Raw genomic sequence first — 24,407 nt, 5'->3', positions numbered from 1 at the left:
TTACCACCGCGCAACGCGGTGCCACCGCAGGTGAACGGGCGTCAACAGTGCGTAAGACCTCGGTGAATACGTCGTGCCGGATGTGCGCGACCCCCCGGGCCGCGAGTAATGTCCTCACCTGCACAGACTCATACAGATTCCCTCACCATTCTCTTGACACAGGAGGGCCCGTTGTCCCGCTTCGCGCTCATCAAGGCAGTGCTCGGACCGATCATGCGCCTGATGTTCCGCCCACAGGTGGAGGGCGCGGAGCACATTCCGGGCGACGGTCCGGTGATCCTGGCCGGGAACCACCTCACGTTCATCGACTCGATGATCATGCCGCTCTTCTGCGACCGGCAGGTCTTCTTCATCGGCAAGGACGAGTACGTCACCGGCAAGGGCATCAAGGGCCGGCTGATGGCCTGGTTCTTCACGGGCTGCGGCATGATCCCGGTCGACCGGGACGGCGGCCGCGGCGGTGTCGCGGCGCTGATGACCGGCCGCCGGGTGCTGGAGGAGGGCAAGGTCTTCAGCATCTATCCGGAGGGCACGCGCTCCCCCGACGGCCGCCTCTACCGCGGTCGTACGGGCATCGCCCGGCTGGCCATGATGACCGGCGCGCCCGTCGTGCCGTTCGCCATCATCGGCACGGACAAGATCCAGCCCGGCGGCGCCGGCATGCCGCGCCCCGGCCGGGTCACGGTCCGCTTCGGCGAGGCGATGGAGTTCTCCCGGTACGAGGGCATGGACCGCGACCGCTATGTGCTGCGGGCGGTGACCGACTCCGTGATGACCGAGGTCATGCGGCTGTCCGGGCAGGAGTACGTGGACATGTACGCCACCAAGGCGAAGGCCGCGTAAACGGTTTTCCGTACGGCTGTACGGCGGGCTGCTCCTCTGGCGGTCCGCCGTTGGTGTGTCCGGCGCCGGACACCGGGAACCACAGCGCGAACGTCGAGCCCACGCCGACCCGGGAGAACAGCCGGACCTGCCCGCCGTGCGACCCCACGATCTGCCGGACGATGGCGAAGCCGGGTCCGGTGCGAGCCCGGTGATGTGTGGGAGGGGAAAGCCCCGCGCCCCTAGGCGGCGCTGTCCAGCCGTTGGCCTCGGAGCAGGAACCATGCCGCTACCGCCGCAGTGAGGAGCACCGCCGCGCCTGCCCCCGCCGCGAGGGCGAGTCCATCGACGAAGGACGCCCGCGCCGCGTCCAGCAACGCCTCCGACGTCCGGGCCGGTAGACCCGCCGACGCCTCCACCGCCCCGCCCAGCGACTCGTGCGCCTGGGCCGATGTGCCCGCCGGGCCCGTGAAGTCGCGGTAGACGCCCGTCACGATCGAGCCCAGCACGGCGATACCCAGAGCCGCGCCCAGCTCGTACGCCGTCTCGGACACCGCCGAAGCCGCGCCCGCCTGTTCCTTGGGTACGGAACCGAGGATCACGTCGGCGGTCACCGTGAAGGAGAAGCCGGCTCCGATGCCGACGAACAGCAGCGCGGTTCCGAGGAGCGGGTAGCCGGTGGACTGGTCGATCACCGTGAGCGCGGCCAGGGCGAGGCCGACGGCCGCGAGGCCGCCGGAGACGACGGCGAGGCTGCGTTCGCGCGGGTCGTGGAAGATGTTGCGGATCAGGGCGAGCGTGGCCGGCATCAGGGTCGCGCCGGCGACGCCGAGCAGCGCCCTCGCGAAGATCATGAATTCCGGCGTCGTGGCATAGGCGTTGAGGACGGAGATCGCGCCGAACGCGGTGGCACCGACGAGCAGGATCCGCTTGCGGCCGATGCGGTCGCCGAGGCTGCCCATGGAGACGAGCAGACCGGCGATGACGAAGGAGTAGACGTCACCGATCCACAGGAGCTGGGTGCCGGACGGCTTCAGGTCCTCGCTGATGTACGGGGTCGCGAGGCCGAGGACGGTCGCGTCCACGGCCACCAGCAGCACGGCGAGCACGAGGACGGACAGCGCCAGCCAACGTCCGGGACGCTTCACCGCCTCGATGGGGTTCGCCGGCTGCAGGGTGCTGGTCATGATTCCTCTCTCTGTCGTGCGGGGTGCCCGACCGCGGGATGCCGTAGGGCGCCGCCGAGCAGCAGCTCGGCGATCATGTGCTGGAAGTCCTTGGGGGCGCCTTTGCCGCTCTGGATCATCCAGGCGCCGGAGGCCAGCAGGCCGTACAGCGCCTCGGTGAGCCAGGCCGGCGTGAGGTCGATGCGGAACTCGCCGCCGAGTTGTCCGCGCCGGAACAGGGCGGAGATCCGGTCGTCGATGCGGGACCAGCCCGCGTTCTGCGCCTCGCCCTCGAACAGCTGGTTCTCGGTGTAGAGGAAGGCGAGCAGGCCGGCGGCGGACTCGAGCTCGCGCACCAGGCGCCGCACGGCGTCGCTGGCGGAACCGTCGTCCAGGCGGGCAGCGTCCAGGGCCGCCTCGCACTCCACGATGCCCAGCGCCTCCAACGCCCGTACGAGCGCGTCCCGCCCGGCGAAGTGGCGGTGCAGCGTCGCCCGGCTGATCCCGGCCGCCTTGGCGACCTCATCCATGGTCGCGGTGGATTTGCGGGTCAGCAGGGCTGCGGCGCTGCGCAGTACGTGGTCACGATCGACGGTCATGAGACAACCATAGCCCAAATGAGACACTTCTGTCTCACCACGGGCATGGACGTCTCACGTATGCGTGCCCATCAGGGGCTTCTCAGTGCCAGGGCAGCTGCCCGCGCTTCTCCCAGTACGTCCGCGGCTCCTCGACGAGTGCGGCCAGCCGGGTCAGCTGGTCCTCGTCGAGGTCGACGACCGCCGCGTGCAGGTTCGAGGAGAGCTGGTTTACGGTGGCGGCGCCGGAGAGGACGACGCCGGCCCAGGGGAGGCGCAGAACGAGTGCGAGGGCGACCGCGTCGCACCCCAGAGACGTTTCTTCGGCTACGGCCTTCAGCGCGTCCGGCGCGTGCGGGGCCGCGAGGCGCCCGTTGGCCATGGCCTCCTTGACGATCACCGTGAGTCCGGCGTCGTGGGCCTCGGCGAGCGCGGGGGCGGCCGAGGTCTCCAGGGCGTTGTACGTCGACTGGACGGTACGGAAGAGGGGCTCACCGTCGACCGTCACGGCGAGCGCGGCCCGGATCGCGTCGGCCTGGGCGGGGCCGCTGGTGGAGAAGCCGACGGTGAGGCCCTGCGCGGCGGCTTCCGCCAGCCTCACGTGCAGTTCCTTGTCGGTGAGGGCCGGGCTGTCCGGGGTCACGGAGTGGATCTGGTAGAGGTCGAGACGGTCGCCCAGCAGTTCGTCGCTCTCGGCGCGCTGCCGCTCGTACGTGGCGAGCGTGTGGTCCTTGACCTCGTGCCGGTCGGCGTCGGTGCTCCACGCCGCCGTGTAGGTGTAGCCCCACTTGCTGCCGACGACGATGTCGTCGATGTCGGGGCGGGCGTTCAGCCAGTCGGCGAGGAACTCCTCGGAGCGGCCGTAGGAACGGGCCGCGTCGAAGTAACGGACGCCCTGGGCGTAGGCGGCGTCGAGGAGTTCGTGGGTGCGGGTGCGCAGCGTCTCGACGCTGCGGTTGTCTCCGAGGTCGTGGTCCCGGCCGAGGTTGATGTAGCCGGGGCGGCCGACGGCTGCGAGGCCCAAGCCGATGTGGCAGGTGGGGGTCGTGGCGGTCGCGAGACGTGCGAAGGGCATCGCGGGCTCCGTTCGGTCGGCTCCGGTACGGCTTTTGACCAACGTATCCCGCGATGACCTTCGCCCCAGAGCTCGGCTCGTGCGGTGTTTCGGCGAGTGCGGGCGCGTGGTGGTTACTCGCGCAGTTCGCCGCGCCCCTTACGGGGCGCTGTCCTCACGCCTTCTTCTTTGCGTCCGCCCACTCGTGCTGCGCCGCCACGTCCGCCTTGACCTCCGCCAGCTGCACGGCCACCGCGCTGGGTGCCGTACCGCCGCGGCCGTTGCGGGAGGCCAGGGCGCCGGCCACGTTGAGGACGGACCGGACCTCGGGGGTGAGGTGGGCGGAGATCTTCGCGAACTGCTCGTCGGTGAGGCCGTCCAGCTCCTTGCCCTCTGCCTCGGCGACCTTCACGCACTCGCCGGCGACCTCGTGCGCGACCCGGAACGGCACGCCCTGCTTGACCAGCCACTCGGCGATGTCGGTGGCGAGCGAGAAGCCGGCCGGGGCCAGCTCCTCCATGCGCTCGCGGTTGACGGTGAGGGTGGCGATCATGCCGGTGAAGGCGGGGAGCAGGACCTCCAGCTGGTCGCAGGAGTCGAAGACGGGCTCCTTGTCCTCCTGGAGGTCGCGGTTGTAGGCGAGCGGGAGCGCCTTGAGGGTCGCCATGAGGCCGGTCAGGTTGCCGATCAGGCGGCCCGACTTGCCGCGCGCCAGCTCCGCGATGTCCGGGTTCTTCTTCTGCGGCATGATCGACGAGCCCGTGGAGAACGCGTCGTGCAGGGTCACGAAGGAGAACTCCTTCGTGTTCCAGATGATGATCTCCTCGGAGATGCGGGAGAGGTTGACCCCGATCATCGCCGTGATGAAGGCGAACTCGGCGACGAAGTCACGGGAGGCCGTGCCGTCGATGGAGTTGCCGACGCTACCGTGCTCGAAGCCGAGGTCCTTGGCGACCGCTTCCGGGTCCAGGCCGAGGGAGGAGCCCGCGAGGGCGCCCGAGCCGTACGGCGACACGGCCGTCCGCTCGTCCCACTGGCGCAGGCGTTCGGCGTCCCGGGACAGGGACTGGACGTGCGCGAGGACGTGGTGGGCGAAGAGCACCGGCTGGGCGTGCTGGAGGTGGGTGCGGCCGGGCATCGCCACGTCCGGGTGGGCCTCGGCCAGGCCGATCAGGGCGTCCTGGAGGTCGGCGATCAAGCCGCCGATGATGCGGGCGTGGTCGCGCAGGTACATGCGGAAGAGGGTCGCGACCTGGTCGTTGCGGGAGCGGCCGGCGCGGAGCTTGCCGCCGAGGTCGGGGCCGATGCGCTCCAGGAGGCCTCGCTCCAGGGCCGTGTGGACGTCCTCGTCGGCGATGGTGCCGACGAGGTCGCCCGATGCCACGTCCGTCGCGAGCTGGTCGAGGCCCGCGAGCATCCGGGCCAGCTCGTCCTTGGCGAGGAGTCCCGCCTTGTGCAGCACGCGCGCGTGGGCACGCGAACCGGCGATGTCGTAGGGCGCGAGCCGCCAGTCGAAGTGGACGGACGCGGACAGCTTCGCCAGGGCCTCGGCGGGACCGTCGGCGAAACGGCCGCCCCAGAGCCGTACGTCACCGCTGTTGCTGCTCACTTGCGTTGCTCCTCAAAGGCATGTTCGTGGATGTGCCACCGCCTCCCTGCCGACCGGCGGTCAGGGAGGCGGCATTCACGCTACTGCTTGTGCAGGGTCCCTACTGCCACGCCAGGTCGCGCTGCGCGGCGATCTTCGACGACAGGCTGTAGATGTCGATGAAGCCCTTGGCCGCGGCCTGGTCGAAGGTGTCGCCCGTGTCGTACGTCGCCAGGTTGAAGTCGTACAGCGACGACTGGGAACGCCGGCCGGTGACGACCGCGCGGCCGCCGTGCAGGGTCATCCGGATGTCACCGGAGACGTGCTGGTTGGCCTCGTTGACGAAGCCGTCCAGGGCGCGCTTGAGCGGGGAGAACCACTGGCCGTCGTAGACCAGTTCGCCCCAGCGCTGCTCGACCTGCCGCTTGTAGCGGGCGAGTTCACGCTCGACGGTGACGTTCTCCAGCTCCTGGTGGGCGGTGATCAGGGCGATCGCGCCGGGAGCCTCGTACACCTCACGGGACTTGATGCCGACCAGCCGGTCCTCGACCATGTCGATCCGGCCGATGCCCTGGGCACCGGCGCGCTCGTTGAGCTGCTGGATGGCCTGGAGCACCGAGACGGGCTTGCCGTCGATGGCGATCGGGACACCCTCCTTGAAGGTGATGATCACCTCGTCGGCCTCGCGCGGGAGGGCCGGGTTCTGCGTGTACTCGTAGATGTCCTCGATCGGGCCGTTCCAGATGTCCTCCAGGAAGCCCGTCTCGACCGCGCGCCCGAAGACGTTCTGGTCGATGGAGTACGGGGACTTCTTGGTGGTCGCGATCGGGAGGTCCTTGTCCTCGCAGAACGCGATGGCCTTGTCGCGGGTCATCGCGTAGTCGCGGACCGGGGCGATGCACTGGAGGTCGGGGGCGAGGGCGACGATGCCGGCCTCGAAGCGGACCTGGTCGTTGCCCTTGCCGGTGCAGCCGTGGGCGACGGTGGTGGCGCCGTGCTTCTTGGCGGCGGCGACGAGGTGCTTGACGATCGTCGGCCGGGAGAGCGCGGAGACCAGCGGGTAGCGGTCCATGTAGAGGGCGTTGGCCTTGATCGCCGGGAGGCAGTACTCCTCGGCGAACTCGTCCTTGGCGTCCGCGACCTCGGCCTCGACCGCGCCGCACGCGAGGGCGCGCTTGCGGATGACGTCCAGGTCCTCGCCGCCCTGGCCGACGTCGACCGCGACCGCGATGACCTCGGCGCCCGTCTCCTCGGCGATCCAGCCGATGGCGACGGAGGTGTCCAGACCGCCCGAGTAGGCGAGTACGACGCGCTCGGTCACGGGGTTCTCCTCACAGTGCTTCGCTGACATGCATGAGTATGCAGGAGTCTGCATGATTCGTCAATCTCGCCCGGGGTTTGAACACCGGAAACCGCTTTCCCGTATCTCTCGCCGAACGCAGGCGCCGCGTTTGTCACCACTGAGACCACCTGACCCGAGTGAGGCATCCGCATGTCCAGGGCTCTTCCGAAGTACAACAAGCGTCGCGTCGCGTTGATCGGCGGCGCCGCCGCGGTGGTCATGACCGGCGCGGTCATCGCCGGTTCCGCCCTCGCCGGGGAGTCGGCGGGATCGAAGAGCGGCACCACGAACGCCCGGACGCTGGCCGGCCCCGGCACCATCAGCTGCCCGGACGTCGCGTCCCAACTGCCCGCGATCCCCGCCTCCGCACAGGCCGAGGTCGACCGCAACCTCACCCTGCTCCAGACCCAGATCGACGAGGCCAACAAGCGACTCGTCGACACCGTCGGCCAGGGCGGGGCCAACTTCGTCCAGAACGCCATCCTCGGCCCGCTGGAGGACAAGCGGATCGCCACCGTCAACCGCATCGCCACCGCGATCGGCCGTACGGCGGAGAAGCCGGTCGGCCTCGACGCGCTCGCGCCGTGCGCCCTCAACGCGGACGGTGCCGCCGAGACCGGCGAGGAGGCCGGTGCGGGCGAGGAGCAGGCCGGCGGCGAGGCCGAGGCCACGCCGAGCGCGACCGCCACCGAGGGGGCCGGCGGGGACACCGGCGAGGCGGGCGACACAGGGGAGGCGGACGACGCCGGCGCGGTGGGCACCATCAGCTGCCCGGACGTCGCGTCGGAGCTGCCCGCGATCCCGGCCTCCGCACAGGCCGAGGTCGACCGCAACCTCACCCTCCTCCAGACCCAGATCGACGAGGCCAACAAGCGACTCGTCGACACCGTCGGCCAGGGCGGCCCCAACTTCGTCCAGAACGCCATCCTCGGCCCGCTGGAGGACAAGCGCGTGTCGACCATCGACCGCATCGCCATCTCCATCGGCCGTACCGCCGAGAAGCCCGAGGGCCTGAACTCCCTGGCCGCCTGCACGGTCACCGAGTGACGTGACAGGCGCTGTGGCCGCCCCGCGTGAGCGCCGGCCGGGGCGGCCACGGAGGGTCTCGGAGTCTCTCCGAGGCCGCCAGGTCTCGAAGCTCCCAGCAGAAGCGGACGCCGGAATTCATTAGACAGGCGAAAGACTTGCGCCCATAATCGTTAGACATGGGAAAGACTTATGAGCGCATAGACGGCCGGCTCCGCAAGTTCATCGAGGAACAGCCCCTCTTCTTCACCGCGTCGGCCCCCTTGTCCGGGGACGGCACGGTGAACCTCTCCCCCAAGGGCCTCAAGGGCTCCTTCGTGATCCTCGACGAACTCACCGTGGCCTACCTGGACTTCGCCGGGTCCACCGCGGAGACGATCGCGCATCTGCGCGAGAACGGCCGGATCACCCTGATGTGGTGCGCCTTCCAGGGCCCGCCGAACATCGTGCGCGTCCACGGCCGCGGCGAGCCGGTCTTCCGCGACGACCCGCGCTTCAAAGAACTGCTGGCGCACTTCCCGGACATCGACCCGGCCTCGCACGGCCTGCGCGCCATAGTCGTCGTACGGGCCGAACTCATCCGGGACTCCTGCGGGTACGCGGTGCCGTACATGTCGTACGACTCGGATCGCGAGCTGCACGGCAAGCGCTTCGCGCGCGAGGACGACGAGTCATTGAGCGCGTACTTCGCGAAGAAGGAGCACATCGCCACGAGCATGGACGGCCTGCCCGGACTGCCGTTGCCACTCGGTCCGCTTTAGCAACACCGCGGGGACACCCCCGAACGGGTCAGCCCCGATGCCGTCGCCGTTGCCTCGCCGTAGGTTCGGGATCATGCGCTCTGTTGTCGTCGCCGCCCTGGCGTCCGCGTCCCTGCTCGTTGTCGGTGCCGCGCCCGGTGGTGGGCCGACGGCTCCGCTGCCCGCGCGGATGGCGGACACGGGTGGCGGCAGCCAGCTGATCACGGCGGTGGCCGCGCAGGCCGGTTCGACGTCGGGCACGGTGACGTGGTGGGACCGGCGCAGCGGGCAGTGGGTGAAGGCCGGTTCGGCCGCCGCCCGGTTCGGGGCGAAGGGGCTCGTCGAGGGGGCCGTACGGAGGCAGGGGACGAACACCACGCCTACGGGGCTGTACTCATTGCCGTATGCCTTCGGGATCAAGGGGGCGCCGGGTGGGACGACGTACAAGTACCGGGCGGTGCGGGAGCACTCCTGGTGGTGCCAGGACAACGACTCGCGGTCCTACAACCGGTGGGTGGAGCCGCGGCCCGCGGACTGCCGGGCGGCGGAGGCGGAGCGGTTGATCTCCTACGGCACGCAGTACGCGTACGCGATGGTCATCGGGTTCAACTACGCCGAGCCGGTGCGCGGGCGAGGCGCCGGGATCTTTCTGCATGTCAACGGGCGGGGGTCCACGGCCGGTTGTGTGTCGGTGTCCGCGGCGGCGATGCGGCGGATCCTGCGGTGGGCCGAGCCGGGGAAGGGCCCGCACATCGCCATCGGGACGCGGAGCGGTCGTACGGCGATCACCCGGTACTGAGGTCACCCGGTACTGAAATCATTCGGTGCCGAGGTCACCCGGTACCAAGCCGGACCGTGAACGTCGTCGAGCCCGGGCGGCTCTCCAGTGCCACGCTCCCGCCATGCGCCTCCACCACCGCCGCCACGATCGACAGGCCCAGGCCCGCTCCCCCGCCGGGGGCGTCGGTGCGGCGGTGGTCGGCTCTCGTGAAGCGTTCGAAGACTGCGGGCTGGATGTCGTCGGGGATGCCGGGTCCGTTGTCGTGGACCGTGAGGGTGGCTGCCCGGCCGTCGGTCTCGAGGGTGACCGTCATCTTGGTGCCCAGGGGTGTGTGCAGCCGCGCGTTGGCCAACAGGTTGGCCAACACCTGGTGGAGGCGGTGTTCGTCACCGGTGACCGTCACCGGGTCCTCCGGGAGGTCCAGTTCCCAGCGGTCGCCGGGGCCCGCGGCCCGCGCGTCCGTCACGGCGTCCAGCACCAGGCGGGTGAGGTCGACGGGGGCGCGTTCCAGGGGGCGGCCCGCGTCCAGGCGGGCCAGGAGCAGCAGGTCGTCGACCATCTCGCCCATGCGGGAGGACTCGGCGGCGATGCGGTCCAGCGCACGGGTGACCTCCGGCGGCACCGGGCCCGGGTGCAGCAGGGCCAGCTCGGCGTGGCCTCGAACGGAGGCGACCGGGGTGCGCAGTTCGTGGCTGGCGTCGGCGGCGAAGCTGCGCAGCCGTTCCTCGCTGGCGTGGCGTTTGGTGAGTGCGTCCTCGACGTGGCCGAGCATGCGGTTGAAGGCTCCGGCGACCCGGCCCACCTCGCTGCGCGGGTCCGACTCGGGGGTGCGTGAGGGCAGGGTCACCTCGCCGCTGGCCAGCGGGAGTTCGCTGACCCGGGTGGCGGTGGCGGCCACCCGCCTGAGCGGGCGCAGCGACCAGCGCACCCAGAGCGCGCCGACCACGCCGGTGACGGTGAGGGCGGCGCCGAAGACGATCCCGGCGACCAGTTCCAGGCGGTGGACGGTGGCCTCGACGGGTTCCAGGGGCAGGCCGGTGATCAGTACGTCGCCGTCGATCCCCTCGGACGCGGCGACCCGGTATTCGTGCAGGTGGGAGAGGTCGATGCTGTGCCCGTCGCCGTCGACCGGGATCGCGGCGAGCTCCTTCTTGTCCCGGCCGGTCAGGGGGACGTTCTGGACGCCGGTGGGGCGGACGACCGCCGCGTTGGTCGTGGTGCCGTCGAGCAGGCGGGCGCCGAAGGTTCCCGTGGCCTGTCTGCGGTCGTCGCCGTGTTCGTCGCCGTCGTGGTCGTCCGGCAGCGTGCCGCCGTGTTCCAGGCTCGCCGGGAACCGGTTTCCCACCTCGGCCAGCTGCTCGTCGAGACGGCTGGTGAGGAAGCCGTTCAGCTCCACCACGGCGGCCACGCCGACGGCGGCGCAACTGACCGCCAGCAGCACCACCAGGCCGACGGTGAGCCGCGCCCGGAGGGTGTACGGGCGCGGCAGGCGCCGCAGGAACCTCATGAGGTCACCGGCTTGAGCACGTACCCGGCCCCGCGGACCGTGTGGATCATCGGTTCCCGGCCGACGTCCACCTTCTTGCGCAGATACGAGATGTACAGCTCGACGACGTGGGCACGGCCCCCGAAGTCATAGGACCAGACGCGGTCGAGGATCTGCGCCTTGCTCAGCACACGGCGCGGGTTGCGCATCAGGAAGCGGAGGAGTTCGAACTCGGTCGGCGACAGCTCGATCAGCTCGCCGGCGCGGGTCACCTCGCGGGCCTCCTCGTCCATGACCAGGTCGCCCACGATGAGCCGTGGCCCCTCGTCCAGCTGCCGGGCCATGCCGGCGCGGCGCAGCAGGCCACGGAGCCGGGCGACGACCTCCTCCAGGCTGAACGGCTTGGTCACGTAGTCGTCGCCACCCGCCGTGATGCCGGCGATACGGTCCTCCACCGCGTCCCGCGCGGTGAGGAAGAGGACGCACACGTCCGCCTTCACGCTGTGCAGGGAACGCAGCACGGCGAAACCGTCGGTGTCCGGGAGCATCACGTCCAGGACGACCGCGTCCGGCATCAGCTCCCGGGCCGCGGTGACGGCGGACGCCCCGTCTCCGGCCGTGCGGACCTGCCAGCCCTCGTAGCGCAGGGCCCCGGAGAGCACCTCGGCGAGGTCGGGGTCGTCGTCGACGACGAGGACGCGCAGCGGAGTGCCGTCGGGACGGGTGAGGGCTGGGCGGCCGGAGCGGGTGGTGTTCATGGCCTCTCCAGCATCACCCCTCCCGGCGACCGCGGCCGCCGTCGAAGGCTCTGAGTTTCCTCTGAGTGCGCTCGGAGGGGTGCCGTTTCAGAGCGTGCTGAGAGCTTGCGCCCGCACAGTGGCGTCCTGGACAGACGAAAGGACGCACACATGACCACCGTGTACGAACGGCGGACGGCACCGGCCGTGATGCCGGTCGCGCGCCGCTCCCCCGCGGGAGTGGTGCTCGCCCTGCTGTGGGCCGGGGCGGCGGCCGTCGTGGCCCTGTGGTGGGCCGACACCGGCTCGGTGGTCGGCACGGCGGGGTGGCTGACCGGCGCCGGGCGGATCGCCGGGCTGCTGTGCGGGTACGCCTGCGCGATGCTCGTCGGGCTGATGGCGCGCGTTCCGCTGCTGGAGCGGCGGATCGGATCCGACCGGGTGGCCCGCTGGCACGCGATGGCCGGCCGGTACACCGTGTGCCTGCTGGTCGCGCACATCACGCTGATCCTCCTCGGGTACGCGGCCCAGGACCGCGCCTCGCTCTGGCACGAGACGGTCACGGTGGTCCTGGACTACCCGGACATGCTGAAGGCCGGCTTCGGCACGATCATCCTGTTCGCGGTGGGCATCACCTCGGCGCGCGCCGCACGGCGACGATTGAGCCACGAGTTCTGGTACTACGTCCACCTGCTCACGTACGTCGCCGTCTTCCTCGCCTTCTTCCACCAGCTGACCCTGGGCAACGACCTCAGCGGCAACGCCACGGCCACGGCCGCCTGGTACGCGCTGTACCTGGGCGTCGCGGCCCTGGTGGTCTGGTTCCGGTTGCTGGTGCCGGTGCGGCTGAACCTGCGGCACCGGCTGCGCGTGGAGTCCGTCCACAAGGAGGCGCCGAGCGTGTACTCCGTCGTCGTACGGGGGCGGCGGCTCGACGAACTGGGCGCGCAGCCGGGGCAGTTCTTCCGCTGGCGGTTCTTCGGCGAGGGCATGGGCTGGACGTCGACGCCGTACTCGCTGTCGGCACCGCCCCGCCGCGACCGGATGCGGATCACCGTCAAGGCCCTCGGCGACCACAGCGCGGCGGTCTCCCTGCTGCGGCCCGGCACGCGGGTGTGGGCGGAGGGCCCGTACGGTTCCCTGACCGCGGAACGGCAGAGCGCCCCGAAGTCCCTGCTGATCGCGGGCGGGGTCGGCATCACCCCGCTGCGGGCCCTGTTCGAGACCCTGCCGGGCGAGGTCACCCTCCTCTACCGGGCGCGCAGCGCCGAAGACCTCGCGCTGGGCGGGGAGTTGGAGGCCATCGCGCGGTGGCGCGGAGCGCGCGTGCACTATGCCCTCAACGGGCCGGACGGGCGTCGCCCGAGCCTCACCGCCGAGTCCCTGCGCGCGGCCGTACCGGACCTCGCCGCGCACGACGTGTACGTCTGCGGACCGCACGGTTTCGCCCGAGATGTCTACGAGGCGCTCAGCGCCGCCGGTGTGCCGGACCGGCGTATCCACCACGAGTCGTTCGAGCTGTGAGAGTTGCGAGGCCCGCACGTGCACGCACTGAAGAAGAACCGTCCCCTGCGCCGCATCGTCCTGGCGAGCGCGGCCACCGTCTCCGGCATGGTGCTGCTGCTGTCGCTGAAGCCGCACACCGCCCCGCAGGTCGCGCTCGCGGTACCGGCGCCCTCGAGCAGTTCGAGCAGTTCGAGCGGATCCGGTGGCTCCGCCGCGGTCACGAAGACCGTCAACGGCGAGACCGTGCAGACCCGTTGGGGCCCCGTCCAGGTACGAATCACCCTGAAGAACGGCCGGTTGACCGACGTCACGGCCGTCACCTACCCCACGGACAATCCCCGGGACCAGGAGATCAACAGCTACGCCCTCCCCCGGCTGCGGAGCGAGGCGTTGACCGCGCAGAGCGCCGACATCGACACGGTCTCGGGAGCGACGTACACAAGTGACGGTTACCGCCAGTCACTCCAGTCCGCACTGGACTCGGCAGGCGGCTGAACACACAGGCGTCGCGGCACGTATCTGAGAACCAAGGGACCACGCCACCCCCCTTGCCCCGCCCTCGGAGGAACCGTGACCACCACGCTCGCAGGCGGCCGCGCCGCCCGCCGCCAGACGATGCGCCGCATCCGCCCGCGCCGCTCCCCGGCGACCCTGCTGCTGCTCGCCGTGTGGGCCGGGGCAGCGGGTGTGCTGTGGCTGTGGTGGGCCAACACCCCCTCGATCAGCGACAACAACGGCAAGATCCTCAACGCGGGCCGGATCACCGGTCTGCTCGCCGGCTACCTCATGGCGCTGGTGGTGCTCCAGATGGCCCGGGTGCCCGCGCTGGAGCGCCGGGTGGGCTCCGACCGGGTGGCACGCTGGCATGCGATGAGCGGCCGCTACACGCTCTGCCTGACGGTCGCCCACGTCTTCCTGATCATGTGGGGCTACGCCCTCCAGGCGGGCAAGGGCCTCGGCGACATCGTCCAGCAGACGATGGACTCCATCAACCAGCTGCCGGACATGGGCAAGGCCGCCATCGGCACCGGCCTGCTGTTCTTGATCGGGCTCCTGTCGATCGGCCCGGTGCGCCGCCGGATTCCGTACGACACCTGGTACCACGTGCACCTGCTGACGTACGCGGCGGTGTTCCTGACCTTCTGGCACCAGCTCACCACCGGCAACGAGTTCGCCGTCGAACCGGCCGCAAAAACCGTCTGGTACGGGCTGTACGGCTCGGTGACGGCGCTGGTGATCTGGTACCGGATCCTCACTCCGATCCGCCTGAACCTGCGGCACCGGATGTACGTGGCGGCGGTCATCGAGGAGACCCCGGGCATCGTGTCGGTGCTGATCGGCGGGCGGAAGCTGCACCGGATGGGCGCGGAGGCCGGCCAGTTCTTCCGCTGGCGGTTCCTGGCGCCGGGCATGCGGTTCAGCTCGCACCCGTACTCGCTGTCGGCGGCGCCCCGCCCCGACATGCTGCGGATCACGGTGAAGGCGATCGGCGACCACAGCGAACGGCTGCGCGAGCTGACGGCCGGCACCAAGGTGTGGGCCGAGGGCCCGTACGGCGCGCTGACCGCCGCCCGCCGCAGCCGCGGCAAGGTGCTGCTGGTCGCGGGCGGCGTAGGGATCACCCCGATGCGGGCGCTGTTCGAGACGCTGCCCGGCGCGTCCGGCGACATCACCCTGCTCTACCGGGCCAACAGCACCCAGGACCTGGCCCTGTGGGACGAGCTGGCCACCATCGCGGACGAGCGCGGGGCCCGGCTGATGTACGCGGTCAACAGCCCTGACGGGGAACGCCCCGACATCTCTGCGGAGCGGCTGCGGCAGAAGCTGCCGGACATCGACAACCACGACGTCTTCATGTGCGGCCCGCCCGGGTTCGCGCAGTCCGTGTACGAAGCACTGCGCGGCGCGGGTGTGCCCGCCCGCCGCATCCATCACGAGTCGTTCGAGATGTGAGCGACGGGACTTCAGGAGCTGTAGAAGCGATGAGGAAGAGTCACCCCATCCGACGTGTGATGCTCGCGAGCGCCGCCACCGTCTCCGGTGTCGTGCTGCTGCTGTCACTGAAACCGTCGTCCGACCCGTCCTCCGCGGCCGCCGACGGAGCGGCGTCACAGCCGCCGGCCGCGGGGCAGTCGGCCCAGGGCGGCGCCCAGGCCGCCGGGACCGGCATGGTCACCGGGGACGCGGCCCAGACCCAGTACGGTGCCGTCCAGGTCCGGCTGACCGTCGCGGGCGGCAAGATCACCAAGGCCGAGACCGTCCAGGCACCCAAGGGCGGCCAGAGCGACCAGGTCACCGCCAACGCCGTACCCAAGCTCAACCAGGCGACGGTGGCCGCGCAGAGCGCGGACATCGACGCGGTGTCCGGAGCCACCTACACCAGCGCCGGCTACAAGAAGTCGCTGCAGTCGGCGATCGACAAGGCGAACGCCACGGCCGGGTCGGGGGCCGCCGAGGACGCGGGCAACGCCCAGGCCGCCAAGACCGTCACCGGAGACGCCGCCCAGACCCAGTACGGCGCAGTCCAGGTACGCATCACCGTCGCAGGCGGCAAGATCACCAAAGCCGAGACCGTACAAGCACCCAAGGGCGGCCAGAGCGACCAGATCACCGCCAACGCCGTACCCAAACTCAACCAGGCAGCGGTCGCGGCCGGAAACGCGGACATCGACGCCGTCTCCGGAGCCACCTACACCAGCGCCGGCTACAAGAAGTCGCTGCAGTCGGCCCTGGACCAGGCCGGTGGCTGACACGGTGGCCGAGTCGGCAGAAGCTCCCGCCGCGGTACGTCATGCGGAGGAGGTCATGGGGACGGTCTTCTCCTTCGACGTCCGCGGCGGGGATCCCCTTGTCGTACAGGCGGCACTGCGCGAGGCGGTGGCCGGACTGCATCGCGTCGACGAGGTGTTCAGCACGTACCGCGACGACAGCGAGATCTCCCGGCTGGCCCGGGGCGAGCTGACCGTCGAGGAGTGCGATCCGATGGTCGCCGAAGTCCTCGGCCTCGGCGCCGAGGCCGAGGGGGCCAGCGACGGCTGGTTCAGCATGCGCTACGAGGGCCGCCTCGACCCGACCGGCATCGTCAAAGGCTGGTCCGCGGAGCGGGCCGCCCTGCGACTGGCCGAGGCCGGGGCGACCGGGGTGAGCGTCAACGGCGGTGGAGACGTCCAGATGCTGGGCGTACCGGGACCGGAGCGACCGTGGCGGATCGGGGTGTCGGATCCGTTGCGGCCTGGGGGCCTCGCGGCCGTCGTCTCAGCGGCAGGTGTCCCCGAACTGGCCGTCGCCACGTCCGGCACGGCCGAGCGCGGCACGCACATCGTCGACCCCCGAACGGGCCGCTCCGCGGTGACCGACCTGCTGGCGGTCACCGTCGTCGCTCCTCGCCTGACGTGGGCGGACTGCTGGGCGACCGCGGCCTTCGCGATGGGCTCACGAGAGGCACTGGGCTGGCTGGAGTCCCTCCCGGACGTGGAGGCACTCCTGATCACAGCGGGCGACGAGGTGCGCTGCACGGGAGGACTCGCGGCGCGGCTGGGTTGACCGCCGCGGCAGCGGGGCGGGGGTGGGTCGCGCAGCCCGGCGCTTACGGGGTGCCGCCCGCGCCCACCGGTGACGCCGGCGGCACGACTGCCCGCGGCTGGACGGGGGGCTGATCACGGCGGGCGACAGGGTGCGGTGGACGGGGCGCCCAGCAGCTCGACTCGGGTGAGTGCACCTACCTGGGGGCGCGGGGAATGGCGCGACCAGCCCCCACCCACCGCACCCGGCACACCACCCGAACCCGCCCCCTCAGTGGCCGTTCCCGTGCCCGTTCTGAGCCAACCGCAGCAGATGATCCGCCAACGCCTGCCCCCCAAGAGGATCCCGGCTGATCAACAGCAATGTGTCGTCACCCGCGATGGTCCCCAAAATGTCGTGCAGCTCGGCCTGATCGATGGCCGAGGCCAGAAACTGCGCGGCACCCGGCGGCGTCCGCAGCACGACCAGGTTCGCCGAAGCCTCCGCGGAGATCAGCAGCTCCGCCGACAGCCGCCGCATCCGCTCCTCCTTCGCCGACCCCCCGAGAGGGACCCGCGGCGTACGGAACCCCCCCTCGCTCGGCACCGCATAGATCAGGTCACCGTCGGTGTTGCGGATCTTCACCGCGTTCAGCTCGTCGAGATCCCGGGAGAGCGTCGCCTGAGTGACGCTCAGCCCGTCGTCCGCGAGCAGCTTCGCCAACTGGCTCTGGCTCCGCACCGGTTGCCGGTTGAGGATGTCCACGATCCGGCGGTGGCGTGCGGTGCGGGTCTGCGGTACGGCAGGCCCTGCGGTCTGCTCGTGCTCCTGCGCCTGGCTCATCGTCGTCTCATTCTCCGGATCATCCGTCCCCCTTGGCCACGTCCAGGATGCCGGGCAGTGCCTGGAGCAGCGCGTCCACCTCGTCATCCCCGAGGTTCAGCGCAGGCATCAGCCGTACGACATCAGGGGCGGGCGCGTTCACCAGGAACCCGGCGTCCTGAGCCGCCTGCTGCACCTTCGGCGCGAGCGGCTCGGTGAGCACGATACCCAGGAGGAGGCCCGCACCCCGGACATGTGCGATCAACGGATGGCTGGGGCTGCCGTCGGCTCCCTCGATTCCGTCACGCAGCTTCTCGCCCTGCCGCTTGACGTTCTCCAGGAGGCCCTCGGCCGCGATCGTGTCCAGGACCGCGAGCCCGGCCGCGCAGGCGACGGGGTTGCCGCCGAAGGTCGTACCGTGGTGGCCGGGCTGCAGCAACTCCGCGGCCCGCCCGAAGGCGACCGTCGCACCGAGCGGCAGTCCGCCGCCGAGCCCCTTCGCGAGCGTGACGACGTCCGGCAGGACGCCCTCGTGGGCCTGGTACTCGAACCAGTGCCCGGTCCGCCCGATCCCGGTCTGCACCTCGTCCAGGACCAGCAGCGAGCCGGTCGACGCGGTGATCGCCCGGGCAGCCTTGAGGTAGCCGGCCGGGGGCACCACGACCCCGTTCTCACCCTGGATCGGCTCGATGATGACGAGCGCGGTCTCCTCGGTGACCGCGGCGGCCAGTGCCTGAGCGTCTCCGTACGGCACGTGCGTGACGTCACCGGGCAGCGGCAGGAAGGGCTCCTGCTTGCCGGGCTGACCGGTCAGGGCGAGGGCGCCCATGGTCCGGCCGTGGAAGCCACCGTCGGTGGCCACCATGTGGCTCCGCCCGGTCAGCCGCCCGATCTTGAAGGCGCCCTCGTTGGCCTCGGCACCGGAGTTGCAGAAGTACACCTTGCCGTCGCGGCCGAAGCGCTGGATCAGCCGTTCGGCGAGCGCGACGGGCGGCTCGGCGATGAAGAGGTTGGAGACATGGCCGAGGGCGGCGATCTGCGTGCTGACCGCCTCGACGATCGCCGGGTGGGCGTGGCCGAGCGCGTTGACCGCGATGCCGCCGACGAAGTCGAGGTACTGCTTGCCGTCGGCGTCCCACAGCTTGCTGCCCGCGCCGCGGACGAGGGGCAGGCGTGGAGTGCCGTAGTTGTTCATGAGCGCGCCCTGCCACCGCGCGGTCAGTTCCTCGTTGCTCATGACTCCCCCTGTGCGTCGGTCTTTTCGTCGGGCACGACCATCGTGCCGATGCCCTCGTCGGTGAAGATCTCCAGCAGGATCGAGTGCTGGACCCGGCCGTCGATGACCCGGGCGGTGTTCACACCGTTGCGTACGGCGTGCAGACAGCCCTCCATCTTCGGCACCATGCCGGAGCTCAACTCCGGCAGCAATTTCTCCAGTTGGGAAGCCGTGAGGCGGCTGATCACCTCGTCGCTGTGGGGCCAGTCCTCGTAGAGGCCCTCGACGTCCGTGAGGACCATGAGGGTTTCGGCGCCCAGCGCAGCAGCGAGTGCCGCAGCCGCCGTATCAGCATTGACGTTGTAGACATGGTGGTCGTCCTGGCTCCGGGCGATCGACGAGACGACCGGGATACGGCCGTCCGCCAGCAGCGCCTCGATCGCGCCCGTGTCGATGTCGGTGATCTCGCCCACCCGCCCGATGTCGACCAACTCCCCGTCGATCTCGGGCTGGTGCTTGACGGCGGTGATGGTGTGCGCGTCCTCGCCGGTCAGGCCGACGGCGAGCGGCCCGTGCTCGTTGAGCAGTCCGACCAGCTCGCGCTGCACCTGCCCGGCCAGCACCATGCGGACGACGTCCATGGCGTCCTCGGTGGTGACGCGCAGGCCCGCCTTGAATTCGCTGACGATGCCGGCCCTGTCGAGGGCGGCGCTGATCTGCGGGCCGCCGCCGTGCACGACGACGGGCTTGAGGCCGGCGTGGTGCAGGAACACGACGTCCTGCGCGAAGGCGGCCTTCAGGTCCTCGTCGATCATGGCGTTGCCGCCGAACTTGATGACGACGGTCTTGCCGTTGTGCCTCACCAGCCAGGGCAGCGCCTCGATGAGGATCTGCGCCTTGGGGAGGGCGGTGTGTTTACGAGTGGGGGACTTTCCCTCTTCTGAGTGATTGACCGTCATAGCCGACTTTCGGAAAGATCTCGGATCAGCCGCCGGGCGGGCGGTGCTGGCCTGCGGAGGCGGTGTAAGACTCATCCCGGACTCGTCCGGGACGAGCTGTCGCCGATGAAACAGGAACCCTCGTCGGTGACGGCGAGGACCCGCGACAACCAAGTGGGCACGTCAAGAGGAGTACGCGCTGTTCTCGTGGACGTAATCGGCCGTCAGGTCGTTGGTCCAGATCACCGCAGACTCATTGCCTGCCGCGAGGTCCGCCGTGATGCGGACCTCGCGGTAGCGCATGTCCACCTTCTCCCGGTCCTCGCCGACGCCGCCGTGCTTGCACACCCAGACGCCGTTGATGGCGACGTTGAGCGCGTCGGGGTCGAAGGCGGCCTTCGTCGTGCCGATCGCGGAGAGTACGCGGCCCCAGTTGGGGTCCTCGCCGTGGATGGCGCACTTGAGAAGGTTGTTGCGGGCGATGGTGCGGCCCACCTCCACGGCGTCGTCCTCGCTCGCGGCGTTGATCACCTCGACCTTGATGTCCTTGCTGGCGCCCTCGGCGTCCCGGATGAGCTGCTGCCCGAGGTCGTCGCACACGGCGCGTACGGCCTCGGCGAACTCCTCGTACTGCGGGGTGACTTCGGAGGCCCCGGAGGCCAGCAGCAGCACGGTGTCGTTGGTGGACATGCAGCCGTCGGAGTCGACGCGGTCGAAGGTGACCTTGGTGGCGGCGCGCAGCGCCTTGTCCAGGGTCGCGCTGTCGAGGTCGGCGTCGGTGGTGAGGACGACGAGCATGGTGGCGAGGCCGGGAGCGAGCATGCCCGCGCCCTTGGCCATGCCGCCGACGGTCCAGCCGTCCTTGGTGACGACGGAGGTCTTGTGGACGGAGTCGGTGGTCTTGATGGCGATGGCGGCCTTCTCACCGCCGTGCTCGCTCAAGGCCTCGGCCGCCTGCTCGACGCCCGGCAGCAGCTTGTCCATCGGGAGCAGGATGCCGATCAGACCGGTGGAGGCGACGGCGACCTCGACGGCGCCCAGACCGAGCACCTCGGCGACCTTCTCGGCGGTGGCGTGCGCGTCCTGGAAGCCCTTCGGGCCCGTACAGGCGTTGGCGCCACCGGAGTTGAGGATCACGGCGGAGACCGTGCCGGTCTTGAGGACCTGCTCGGACCACAGGACGGGCGCGGCCTTGACGCGGTTGGAGGTGAAGACGCCGGCGGCGGCGCGGCGCGGCCCGGTGTTGACCACGAGGGCCAGGTCCGGGTTGCCGTTCTCCTTGATCCCGGCGGCGATGCCCGCCGCCTGGAATCCCTGTGCTGCCGTGACGCTCACGGTGCGACTCCGATCGTGGAAAGACCGAGCTCCTCGGGGAGGCCGAGGGCGATGTTCATGCTCTGGACGGCACCGCCCGCGGTGCCCTTGGTCAGGTTGTCGATGGCGCTGATCGCGATGATGCGGCCGGCGGCCTCGTCGTACGCGACCTGCACCTGAACGGCGTTGGAACCGTAGACGGACGCCGTGGCGGGCCACTGCCCCTCCGGCAGGAGGTGGACGAAGGGCTCGTCGGCGAATGCCTTCTCGTAGGCGGCGCGGACGGACTCGGCCGTGACGCCCGCCCTGGCGGAAGCGGTGCAGGTGGCGAGGATGCCGCGGGGCATCGGCGCGAGGGTGGGAGTGAAGGAGACGGAGACCCGCTCCCCCGCCGCCGCGCTGAGGTTCTGGATCATCTCGGGCGTGTGCCGGTGGACGCCGCCGACGCCGTACGGCGACATGGAGCCCATGACCTCGCTGCCCAGCAGGTTCGGCTTGGGCGCCTTGCCCGCGCCGGACGTCCCGGACGCGGCGACGATCACGGCCTCCGGCTCGGCGAGTCCGGCGGCGTACGCCGGGAACAGCGCGAGCGAGACGGCGGTCGGATAGCAGCCGGGCACCGCGATGCGCTTGGACCCCTCCAGCGCGGCGCGGCCGCCCGGCAGTTCGGGCAGGCCGTACGGCCAGGTGCCGGCATGCGCGGAGCCGTAGAACTTCTCCCAGTCACCGGCGTCCTTGAGCCGGAAGTCGGCCCCCATGTCGACGACGAGCACATCCGGGCCGAGCTGCTCGGCGACGGCGGCGGACTGCCCGTGCGGAAGGGCGAGGAAGACGACATCGTGTCCGGCCAGGACGTCCGCGGTGGTCTCCTGGAGCACGCGGGCGGCCAGCGGCAGCAGGTGCGGCTGCAGCGCGCCGAGCCGCTGTCCGGCGTTGGAATTGCCGGTCAGGGCGCCGACCTCGACCTCGGGGTGCGCCAGGAGGAGACGCAGGAGCTCTCCGCCCGCGTATCCACTCGCTCCGGCCACTGCCGCACGTACCGTCATGGGATCCATCCTCCTCTTGGATGGCATGACTATACGTTTCGCTGCACGTTTATGCAATCCGGTTTGTGCATCCCCGTAACCTGCCCGGCATGGGGAGCACGTTCGCGGGGGAGCCGTGCGGGAGAGCGCGGCGTCGGGCCGCCGCCCCCTGGGGACAGCGGCCCACGCCAGATGCGACTACCTCTGCTTGATCCTCAGGAACGTGACCGAGTTCGCCGGGAAGGTGTACGTGAACGTGTCGGCGACCCCCGAGAAGGTGGACGTCACCGGTGCCACCGCCGTCGCGGTCTCCGTGTTCACCGCGTCCGGCGCGGCGGCCAGCGTGGTGACCTTCGCCTTGGACGCGACCCTCGCGCCGCCCAGGTCGATCGCCGTGCGGGCCGCCGAGGACTGGGCGTTGACGACCTTGACGATCAGGTCACCGGTCTTCTTGTCCAAGGTGGCGACCTGCCGGAACGGCTCGGCCGGCTTGTCGTCGGTGAAGCTGCCCCACTCCTGGCCGTCGAGGTAGAGGGTGACCTGCCGGCCTCGCACCTTGATGTCGATGTCGTAGTCACGACCCGTCTCGATCGACCCGGCCTTGGAGATCAGCGTCGACTTGCCGCCGTCCACGGCCTGCTCGACGGCGGACTGGGTGTTGTTCCAGCCGCCCAGGTTCCACCAGTAGTAGTTGCCGGTGTCCTTCACGCCGAAGGCGACGAGGAAGCCCTCCTTGCCTGACTTCTTGGTGGCCTTCACATGCAGGTCGTAGTCGTGCCAGGACGGGTCGCCGGCCGAGACCATGGTGTTCTCGGCGGCCATGTCGGTCTGCACGTACTGCCCGTCCTGGACGCTCCAGCTGCCGCCGCCGGTGTGAGTCCACCGTGAGGCGTCCCCGCTGAAGTCGTCGCCGAGCAGGGTCGAACCGTCCGCGCCGGTGACCTTCACATCGTCGTACGCCGCCGTGGTCGCCCATGTCGACAGACCGACGGCACCGGTGATGGGCCCGAGCAGCGAGGGCGTGCCGGTGGCCGTGGAGGGCACCACCCGGTCGCCGACGTTGTTCATGAACAGCTTCTGGACCTCGTAGTTGGCGGAGTTCCAGGAGGCGTGGTTGTTGAACCACACCAGGTCCGGGCTCCACTGCACATAGTCCTCGTTGGCGAACAGCGGCGCGTACGAGGCGAGTTCGACGACATCGGCGTTGCGCTCCAGGCCGGTCATGAACGCGGCTTCGGCGAGGCCGTTCTTGAAGGCGTTGCCCCAGGAGGCGTACTCGCCGAGGAAGACCTTGGGGCCGTTCCTGTCGTAGGAGTCGTAGCGGTCGTTGTTCTGCAGGAACCACTGCGGGCTGTTGTAGTAGTGCTCGTCGACCATGTCGGCCTTGGCGTCCTTGTTGAGCTGCCAGGCCGTGTCGAAGGTCGAACCGGCGTCGTCCGGGCCGGAGTTGGAGATGACGGTGATGTCCGGATACTTGGCCTCGATGGCGGCGCGGAACTCCTTGAACCGGGCGAAGAACTCGACCGGGAGGTTCTCCTCGTTGCCGACCTCGAGATGGGTGAGGTGGAAGGGCCTGGGGTGGCCCATCTCGGCGCGCTTGCGACCCCACTCGCTGGTCACGGGCCCGTTGGCGAACTCGATGAGGTCGAGGGTGTCCTGGATGTGCCGCTCGAGCAGCGCCGCGTCGTCGACGGCCTTGTTCTGGCCGCAGCCGGTCACCAGCGCCGGGACCACGGGCAGGGGCATCGCGCCGATGTCCTCGGCGAAGCGGAAGTACTCGTAGTAGCCGAGGCCGTACGACTGGTTGTAGCCCCAGAAGTTGGAGTTGGTGGCGCGCTCCTCGACGGGGCCGACGGTGTCCTTCCACTGGTAGGAGCGCTTGCGCTGGTAGCCCGAGGCCTCGCTGTAGTCCTCCATGGACCCGGTGTTGACCAGGCAGCCACCGGGGAAGCGCACGAAGCCGGGGTGCAGGGCGGCGACCTTCTCGGCGAGGTCCTTGCGCAGGCCGTTGGGCTCGTGCCTGTAGGTGTCGCGCGGGAAGAGGGACACCATGTCGAGAGCCGCCGCGGCGGAGGAGGCCACGGTGAGACGGCCGTTGCTGCTGGTGCGGGTCGCGGTGAAGGTGGCGGTGTACTTGGCCCAGCCGCTCTTCTTCACGGCCACCTTGCGGGCGGTGGCCAGCGTGCCGTCGGCATCCTGGAGGGCGACGGTGAGGGCGGTGGTGCCGGTGGCACGGGCCCACACCGAGAAGTCGTACTTCTTGCCCTCGTCCACATGGATGCCGGTGTTGTAGCCGGCGTTCGTGACCGACGAACCCGCGCCCAGGGAGAGGTAGTTGCGGTTGCGCTCGTTGAGGCGGCCGGCGTCGTCCACGACCTGCGCGGCGCCGTCCACCGTCCAGGAGGTGAGGGGCGTGTACGAGGTGTTGTCGGCGGTGGAGTACTCGAAGGACCGGTTCTGCACGAGCTCGGCGTACAGACCGCCGTCGGCAGCCCGGTTGATGTCCTCGAAGAAGACTCCGTACATCGTGTCGTCGATCTTCGCGCCCTCGGCGGACGGGTCGACGGTGATCGCGTAGTCGGTGACGTCCTCGGCGTGCGCGGGTGCCGGGACGAGGCCGGCCGCCACCAGGAAGGCGGTGGCCGTGAGACCGAGTCTCCAGCGGGTGCGGGTGCGTGACATGGATACTCCGCGGCTCAGGGGTGTGGAGTTGTGCGGTTCGAAAGAGGTGCGTTCGATATATCAGACAATGATCAGCACTTCGA

22 protein-coding genes are annotated in these 24,407 nt (G+C 70.2%); 9 read left to right on the top strand and 13 right to left on the bottom strand.

Annotation, left to right across the window (positions count from 1 at the left end):
• Positions 1 to 108 precede the first annotated feature (108 nt).
• Positions 109 to 843 carry a lysophospholipid acyltransferase family protein gene (locus ACFYO2_RS22065; protein WP_388351548.1) on the top strand — a complete coding sequence of 245 codons (735 nt, stop codon included), beginning with the start codon at positions 109 to 111 and terminating at the stop codon, positions 841 to 843.
• Positions 844 to 1,064: 221 nt separating this feature from the next.
• Here ACFYO2_RS22065 and ACFYO2_RS22060 read toward each other — a convergent pair whose 3' ends face one another.
• From ACFYO2_RS22060 to ACFYO2_RS22040, 5 genes are all read right to left on the bottom strand, one after another.
• Positions 1,065 to 2,009, bottom strand: a complete 945-nt coding sequence (locus ACFYO2_RS22060) for an MFS transporter (protein WP_388351545.1) — start codon at positions 2,007 to 2,009, stop codon at positions 1,065 to 1,067.
• Positions 2,006 to 2,587, bottom strand: a complete 582-nt coding sequence (locus ACFYO2_RS22055; RefSeq protein WP_388351542.1) for a TetR/AcrR family transcriptional regulator — start codon at positions 2,585 to 2,587, stop codon at positions 2,006 to 2,008. The genes ACFYO2_RS22060 and ACFYO2_RS22055 overlap by 4 nt, the downstream gene beginning before the upstream one ends.
• Positions 2,588 to 2,669: 82 nt before the next feature.
• Entirely contained in the window at positions 2,670 to 3,641 is a 972-nt protein-coding gene (locus tag ACFYO2_RS22050) for an aldo/keto reductase (RefSeq protein ID WP_388351539.1), read from the bottom strand.
• A 154-nt stretch (positions 3,642 to 3,795) separates the two neighbouring features.
• Complete coding sequence (argH, locus tag ACFYO2_RS22045) at positions 3,796 to 5,229, bottom strand: argininosuccinate lyase (protein ID WP_388351536.1); 1,434 nt, start codon at positions 5,227 to 5,229, stop codon at positions 3,796 to 3,798.
• A gap of 100 nt (positions 5,230 to 5,329) precedes the next feature.
• A complete protein-coding gene (locus ACFYO2_RS22040; RefSeq protein WP_388351533.1) occupies positions 5,330 to 6,529 on the bottom strand; it encodes an argininosuccinate synthase in 1,200 nt (399 codons plus the stop codon).
• Positions 6,530 to 6,700: 171 nt separating this feature from the next.
• Here ACFYO2_RS22040 and ACFYO2_RS22035 point away from each other — a divergent pair, with 171 nt between their 5' ends.
• The 3 genes from ACFYO2_RS22035 to ACFYO2_RS22025 all read left to right on the top strand — a co-directional run bounded on the left by ACFYO2_RS22035 (position 6,701) and on the right by ACFYO2_RS22025 (position 9,115).
• A complete protein-coding gene (locus tag ACFYO2_RS22035) occupies positions 6,701 to 7,597 on the top strand; it encodes a hypothetical protein (RefSeq protein ID WP_388351530.1) in 897 nt (298 codons plus the stop codon).
• Between the two features lie 158 nt (positions 7,598 to 7,755).
• Positions 7,756 to 8,337 (top strand): pyridoxamine 5'-phosphate oxidase family protein, encoded by a 582-nt coding sequence (locus tag ACFYO2_RS22030; RefSeq protein WP_388351527.1) that lies wholly within the window; start codon positions 7,756 to 7,758, stop codon positions 8,335 to 8,337.
• Positions 8,338 to 8,410: 73 nt separating this feature from the next.
• Complete coding sequence (locus ACFYO2_RS22025) at positions 8,411 to 9,115, top strand: L,D-transpeptidase (protein ID WP_388351525.1); 705 nt, start codon at positions 8,411 to 8,413, stop codon at positions 9,113 to 9,115.
• A 34-nt stretch (positions 9,116 to 9,149) separates the two neighbouring features.
• On the opposite strand, the gene ACFYO2_RS22020 is transcribed toward ACFYO2_RS22025, so the two are convergent.
• Together ACFYO2_RS22020 and ACFYO2_RS22015 are read right to left on the bottom strand one after the other, a co-directional pair.
• Complete coding sequence (locus ACFYO2_RS22020) at positions 9,150 to 10,604, bottom strand: sensor histidine kinase (RefSeq protein ID WP_388351522.1); 1,455 nt, start codon at positions 10,602 to 10,604, stop codon at positions 9,150 to 9,152.
• Positions 10,601 to 11,341 carry a response regulator transcription factor gene (locus ACFYO2_RS22015; RefSeq protein ID WP_388351519.1) on the bottom strand — a complete coding sequence of 247 codons (741 nt, stop codon included), beginning with the start codon at positions 11,339 to 11,341 and terminating at the stop codon, positions 10,601 to 10,603. The genes ACFYO2_RS22020 and ACFYO2_RS22015 overlap by 4 nt, the downstream gene beginning before the upstream one ends.
• A gap of 150 nt (positions 11,342 to 11,491) precedes the next feature.
• Between ACFYO2_RS22015 and ACFYO2_RS22010 the strand changes: the two genes are divergently transcribed.
• From ACFYO2_RS22010 to ACFYO2_RS21990, 5 genes are all read left to right on the top strand, one after another.
• A complete protein-coding gene (locus ACFYO2_RS22010; RefSeq protein WP_388351517.1) occupies positions 11,492 to 12,844 on the top strand; it encodes a ferric reductase-like transmembrane domain-containing protein in 1,353 nt (450 codons plus the stop codon).
• A gap of 18 nt (positions 12,845 to 12,862) precedes the next feature.
• The gene (locus tag ACFYO2_RS22005) at positions 12,863 to 13,321 is read left to right on the top strand and encodes an FMN-binding protein (protein WP_388351514.1); all 459 of its coding nucleotides are present in this window, start codon (positions 12,863 to 12,865) and stop codon (positions 13,319 to 13,321) included.
• A 75-nt stretch (positions 13,322 to 13,396) separates the two neighbouring features.
• Positions 13,397 to 14,779, top strand: a complete 1,383-nt coding sequence (locus ACFYO2_RS22000; protein ID WP_388351511.1) for a ferric reductase-like transmembrane domain-containing protein — start codon at positions 13,397 to 13,399, stop codon at positions 14,777 to 14,779.
• Positions 14,780 to 14,808: 29 nt separating this feature from the next.
• Positions 14,809 to 15,576, top strand: coding sequence for an FMN-binding protein (locus ACFYO2_RS21995; protein WP_388351509.1), 768 nt, complete (start codon positions 14,809 to 14,811; stop codon positions 15,574 to 15,576).
• A complete protein-coding gene (locus ACFYO2_RS21990; protein WP_388351506.1) occupies positions 15,569 to 16,369 on the top strand; it encodes an FAD:protein FMN transferase in 801 nt (266 codons plus the stop codon). The genes ACFYO2_RS21995 and ACFYO2_RS21990 overlap by 8 nt, the downstream gene beginning before the upstream one ends.
• A 249-nt stretch (positions 16,370 to 16,618) precedes the next feature.
• Here ACFYO2_RS21990 and ACFYO2_RS21985 read toward each other — a convergent pair whose 3' ends face one another.
• The 6 genes from ACFYO2_RS21985 to ACFYO2_RS21960 form a co-directional block, all read right to left on the bottom strand.
• A complete protein-coding gene (locus ACFYO2_RS21985) occupies positions 16,619 to 17,170 on the bottom strand; it encodes an arginine repressor (protein WP_388351504.1) in 552 nt (183 codons plus the stop codon).
• 19 nt (positions 17,171 to 17,189) lie between these two features.
• A complete protein-coding gene (locus ACFYO2_RS21980; RefSeq protein WP_388351501.1) occupies positions 17,190 to 18,386 on the bottom strand; it encodes an acetylornithine transaminase in 1,197 nt (398 codons plus the stop codon).
• Positions 18,383 to 19,324 (bottom strand): acetylglutamate kinase, encoded by a 942-nt coding sequence (argB, locus tag ACFYO2_RS21975; protein ID WP_388351499.1) that lies wholly within the window; start codon positions 19,322 to 19,324, stop codon positions 18,383 to 18,385. The genes ACFYO2_RS21980 and argB overlap by 4 nt, the downstream gene beginning before the upstream one ends.
• A gap of 162 nt (positions 19,325 to 19,486) precedes the next feature.
• Entirely contained in the window at positions 19,487 to 20,638 is a 1,152-nt protein-coding gene (argJ, locus tag ACFYO2_RS21970; protein WP_388351498.1) for a bifunctional glutamate N-acetyltransferase/amino-acid acetyltransferase ArgJ, read from the bottom strand.
• Positions 20,635 to 21,663 (bottom strand): N-acetyl-gamma-glutamyl-phosphate reductase, encoded by a 1,029-nt coding sequence (gene argC / locus ACFYO2_RS21965; protein ID WP_388351496.1) that lies wholly within the window; start codon positions 21,661 to 21,663, stop codon positions 20,635 to 20,637. Before argC ends, argJ begins: the two co-directional genes overlap by 4 nt.
• A 177-nt stretch (positions 21,664 to 21,840) precedes the next feature.
• The gene (locus ACFYO2_RS21960; RefSeq protein ID WP_388351494.1) at positions 21,841 to 24,324 is read right to left on the bottom strand and encodes an alpha-L-arabinofuranosidase C-terminal domain-containing protein; all 2,484 of its coding nucleotides are present in this window, start codon (positions 24,322 to 24,324) and stop codon (positions 21,841 to 21,843) included.
• Positions 24,325 to 24,407: the final 83 nt, after the last annotated feature.

Origin of the sequence: Streptomyces sp. NPDC006602 (assembly GCF_042870385.1) — a bacterium.
Lineage (GTDB): Bacteria > Actinomycetota > Actinomycetes > Streptomycetales > Streptomycetaceae > Streptomyces.
This window is presented reverse-complemented; position numbering and strand designations above follow the sequence as displayed.